This is a genomic window from Exiguobacterium sp. A1_3_1 (genome assembly GCF_048985645.1).
Lineage (GTDB): Bacteria > Bacillota > Bacilli > Exiguobacteriales > Exiguobacteriaceae > Exiguobacterium_A > Exiguobacterium_A indicum.
Genome location: NZ_WBYY01000215.1, coordinates 1 through 4,502 on the forward strand (window position 1 = coordinate 1; position 4,502 = coordinate 4,502).

3 protein-coding genes and 1 pseudogene are annotated in these 4,502 nt (G+C 48.2%); 1 reads left to right on the forward strand and 3 read right to left on the reverse strand.

Annotation, left to right across the window (positions count from 1 at the left end):
- From F8N00_RS16330 to F8N00_RS16340, 3 genes and pseudogenes are all read right to left on the reverse strand, one after another.
- Nucleotides 1–305 (reverse strand): annotated as a pseudogene (locus F8N00_RS16330) (hypothetical protein); the annotation flags it as partial.
- 141 nt (nt 306–446) lie between these two features.
- Complete coding sequence (gene ald / locus F8N00_RS16335; RefSeq protein WP_029342897.1) at nt 447–1,571, reverse strand: alanine dehydrogenase; 1,125 nt, start codon at nt 1,569–1,571, stop codon at nt 447–449.
- A 121-nt stretch (nt 1,572–1,692) separates the two neighbouring features.
- Nucleotides 1,693–2,910 (reverse strand): PucR family transcriptional regulator, encoded by a 1,218-nt coding sequence (locus tag F8N00_RS16340; RefSeq protein WP_035395605.1) that lies wholly within the window; start codon nt 2,908–2,910, stop codon nt 1,693–1,695.
- Nucleotides 2,911–3,054: 144 nt separating this feature from the next.
- Between F8N00_RS16340 and F8N00_RS16345 the strand changes: the two genes are divergently transcribed.
- Nucleotides 3,055–4,431: an alanine/glycine:cation symporter family protein gene (locus F8N00_RS16345; protein WP_075642917.1), complete on the forward strand. Its 1,377-nt coding sequence runs from the start codon at nt 3,055–3,057 to the stop codon at nt 4,429–4,431.
- Nucleotides 4,432–4,502 lie beyond the last annotated feature (71 nt).

A 4,502-nucleotide genomic window follows, 5' to 3' on the forward strand; every position in this document is an offset into this window, starting at 1 on the left:
GCTTCGTGCATATACCCTTCCTCTTCACTGATGATACCGAGGAGTATGTATCCTTGCACATGTTCGCCGAGTTGCTGATGTGTCTCTTCGATCAGTTGGCGCGCTTGAGTGTGTTCGTTCTTGAAGTAAAGGGAATGAGCTGTAGCAATGTTGAGCAATGGATGAGATGGGACGAAAACACGTAAGCGCTCGGTTGCGGCAATACGTACGCTCTCTTCTGTATCGGATGTCAGTGTTTCGAGTAACGCGACTTCAGCGACGTGGCTCTGGAGTTCATGAGAATGGGCGGTTATGGTTTGTGTCATGTAATGAGATCCCCTCTACTAGTTCAAAATCATAAGTCTTCGTTTCTCATCATATGACAAGCCGAGTGTTGCCTCAAGAAGTAATAAAAAATAGTCGATGGTTCCTCAAAAAGGAATCATCGACTATTTCTACTTTCAAGATTATGCGTGTAGGTGAAGCACATCTTCAACGGATTTGTACGTGTATCCGAGATCGCGTGCGACGGCTTCGTACGTGACGAATCCTTGTGCGACGTTTAATCCTTTTTCAAGAGCATCGTTTTCAGCAAGCGCACGGTGTGTGCCTTTGTTCGCGAGCTCAAGGACATACGGAAGCGTTGCGTTCGTCAACGCTAGTGTAGACGTACGTGGAACAGCACCTGGCATGTTCGCGACTGCGTAATGAACGACACCGAATTTTTCATATGTTGGGTCATCATGCGTCGAGATACGGTCGACCGTCTCGAAGATACCACCTTGGTCGATGGCAACGTCAACGATGACAGCGCCCGGCTTCATGCGTTTGACCATATCGGCAGTGACGAGTTTCGGTGCTTTTGCACCTGGAATCAAGACGGCACCGATGACGAGATCACTTTCAGCGACCGCTTCAGCAATCGTGTACGGGTTGGAGATCAACGTGTTGATCGAGTTACCGAAGATATCATCGAGCTGACGAAGGCGCTCTGGGCTGACATCGATGATCGTGACATCCGCACCGAGACCAACTGCGAGTTTCGCAGCGTTCGTTCCGACGACACCACCACCGATGACTGTGACTTTTCCACGACGAACCCCAGGAACACCTGCAAGCAGGATGCCCATACCACCGTGTGGTTTTTCTAAGAACTGTGCACCGATTTGTGATGCCATACGTCCTGCGACTTCACTCATTGGTGTTAACAATGGAAGTGTGCGGTTCTTCTCAACCGTCTCATAAGCGATTGCTGTGATGTTTGAATCAACGAGTGCACGTGTCAATTCTGGCTCAGCCGCTAGGTGAAGATACGTGAACAATGTTAGATCCGGACGGAAGTATTGGTACTCTGAAGCGATCGGCTCTTTAACTTTTAAAGCAAGTTCGGCTGTTGCCCAGACTTCAGCAGCAGTCGCGATGATTTCAGCACCTGCTTTGACGTACTCTTCGTTCGTGAAGCCACTCCCCATACCTGCCATCGATTCAATGATGACACGATGTCCTTGTGCATGTAACGCTGCTACCCCGGCAGGTGTTAATGCAACACGGTTTTCGTTGTTTTTGATTTCCTTTAATACTCCAATGATCATGTGAACGCGATCCCCTTTCGCAAATAAACAAATCAATTTCTCTTCATCTTCAGTATACGAGAAATGAAAGCGTTCTACTTTATCGGCGTTTTCAAAAATAACCGATATCCTTTGTGAAAAATCACAAAGGATATCGGTCTGCTTTTAGGTACAAATAAAGTAAGGAACGTTCAGGTAAAGATTCCATTCGAATGCCCGCTTCCTCCTCGATTCGTCGCATCCGATAGAGGATCGTATTCGGGTGGACATGGAGATGGGAGGCGACTTGTTTGACGTTCCCATCATAATGAAGGAACCATTCTAACGTCTCACATAAGGAGGAGGCATGTTTCACATCATAAGCGCGCAACCGTTCGATTTCTTCCAAGCGAACCGTCCGCCGTCGCAAACGCTCTGAGAAAATCGGTAAGAGCTGGAATAGACCGAGGCGTTCGTAACGGGTCACGTTCTTCAGCTCGAATGGAAAGGCGTCTTTCAGACGCAAGACGATGCCCGCTTCTTCATAGCGCTCGGGAATGGCTTGGACGCCGGTGAAGACTTCACTACTTGCTGCGACGAAGTCCGTATAATCGAACCGCTCCGCGAGTAATTGTCGAAACGACTGGATGAAGGCGTCGAACTGCAGACGTTCTTGTTCTGCGTCGCGGTCGTTTGTGCTGATCCACAAGATAAAATCCGTCTCGTCATATGCATAAAGTAACGGACGAACCGTCTGCTGAATCGTCAATAAATAGCGCAGGCGATCGGCGAGACGCGGTGTGATTGCCTCTGAAAAACGAATGACCGTCAAGCGACTGATGCCGGGTGGTGCGACATGGAGTTTAGAGAACATTTTCAGAATCTCCGACTCGGATAGTTCTTCATGTAATAACTCGAAGAAGAACTGTTCCGTTTGCTCTTCCTTCCGTTTTTTCTGCATGTCAATCGCCAGTAACTGACGTTGAGCAAGTAGAGCTCCTTTCTTTAAGTCCGCTAGTTCCGAAGGAGTAAACGGCGTGCTTCGAGCAATCGACCAAATATAGCCGAGAATTTCTGAATCTTGCTTGATCGCAATGGCGACACGGTCATTCAGTCCGACATCCGTGCGTGCAGAAATAATGAGTGGATCATCTTGTGTAGCAAGGCTCTGGATGACTTCATCTTTCCAGAGTTGGTCGATGACCGATTCCGGTACCCGGCGACCAATGATCGTTGCGACACGGGCAGGGTCGGTATCAGCTGTATGTGTACTATACGCAAGAAGGCGGTGATTGCGATCTTCAATCGTAATCGGGGCATTCAAGGCAATACCGATTGCTTCCGCTAAGTCGTCTAAGGAATGATATGAAGCTTCTAACATGGGATTTCCCTTCTTTCTCTTTCACTCGATAGTTTTAGTATATCTTCTATTGTGTAAAATCACAAAAAATATTCTTTTGTATTGTAAGAAAACACAACTACATGCTACGGTAAGCCTCGGAAATGAGAGAGAGGATGAAATGGCATGGAAGTATTACGTCTGATATCGGCTTGGGTCTGGGGGATTCCGAGTATGGTGTTGTTGGTAGGAACAGGAGTGTACTTTACGATCCGCTTACGTGGTCTTCAGTTTCGGCGCTTAAAACAAGCGTTTCAATTATCTGTTCAAAAATCAGGGCAAGGTGAAGGTGAAATCAGTAGCTTTCAGATGTTGATGACGTCCCTCGCGGCGACGATCGGAAACGGAAACATCGCAGGGATCGCAGTCGCCTTGACGATGGGCGGACCGGGCGCAGTCTTTTGGATGTGGGTCATCGGTTTAATTGGAATGGCGACGAAATATGCAGAAAGCCTCCTTGCCATTCTCTTTAGAAGTCGAAACGAACGCGGCGAAGCCGTCAGTGGACCGATGTATTATATCGAAAAGGGACTAGGACCTAAATTTAAATTCCTCGCCATCCTGTTTGCAGTATTTGGTTTGATCGCATCATTTGGTGTTGGGAATACGGTGCAAGCGAATGCGATGGCAACGGTGCTTGAGCAATCGTTCCGTATGCCGCTGCTAGTGTTCGGCATTCTGCTCGCAATTGCGGTTTATGTATCGATTCGTGGTGGGCTCGAACGCGTCAGTGCAATCTCGACGATCTTCGTTCCGATCATGAGCTTACTCTATATCGGTGCCGCTTGTGTCCTTTTAGTATTGAAGGCAGATCAGATTCTACCAGCCTTTGGTTTAATCTTTGAGTACGCCTTCCAGCCGCTTGCGCCTGCGGGAGCCTTCACCGGTGTATCGATCATGATGGCAATGCAAGTTGGTGTAGCGCGGGGAATTTTTACGAACGAAGCAGGACTTGGGACTGCAGCCTTGATTGCTGGATCTGCCAAAAGTGAGCGTCCGGCCGAACAAGGATTGATTTCGATGACGAGTACCTTCATCGTGACCTTGATCGTCTGTACGATGACGGCACTTGTCCTTCTGACGACAGGTTTTTGGGATCCATCAGGTGGGCTACATTCAGGTATGATGCATGATGCGAATCTTTCCGGGGCAGCACTGACAGCAACCGCCTTTGCGAGTGTTCTTGGATCATTTGGAGAATGGACTGTCGCTTTCTCCGTCTTCTTCTTCGGTTATTCAACAATCATTGGGTGGTATGTCTATGGAGAGAAGTGCTTGGAGTACTTGAGCGGTACGACACGCTTCAACGAAGGATACCGCGTGTTCTTTGCGCTCGCAGCCTGTTATGGTGCTGTCGCGCAATTAGAACCGTTGTGGCTGGTCGCAGATATTGCAAATGGATTAATGATGATTCCGAACTTGATTGGAATGTTGTTCTTGTCGCACTTAGTCATTGAACAAACGAGAGACTATGAACGAGCCGGTCACAAACGAGTGGCTTAACGGAAAAAAGCGGCTGACTCAAAAAAAGAATGACGCGTCTTTTCACGCCCTTTCCTCAGGCGAGACACAAG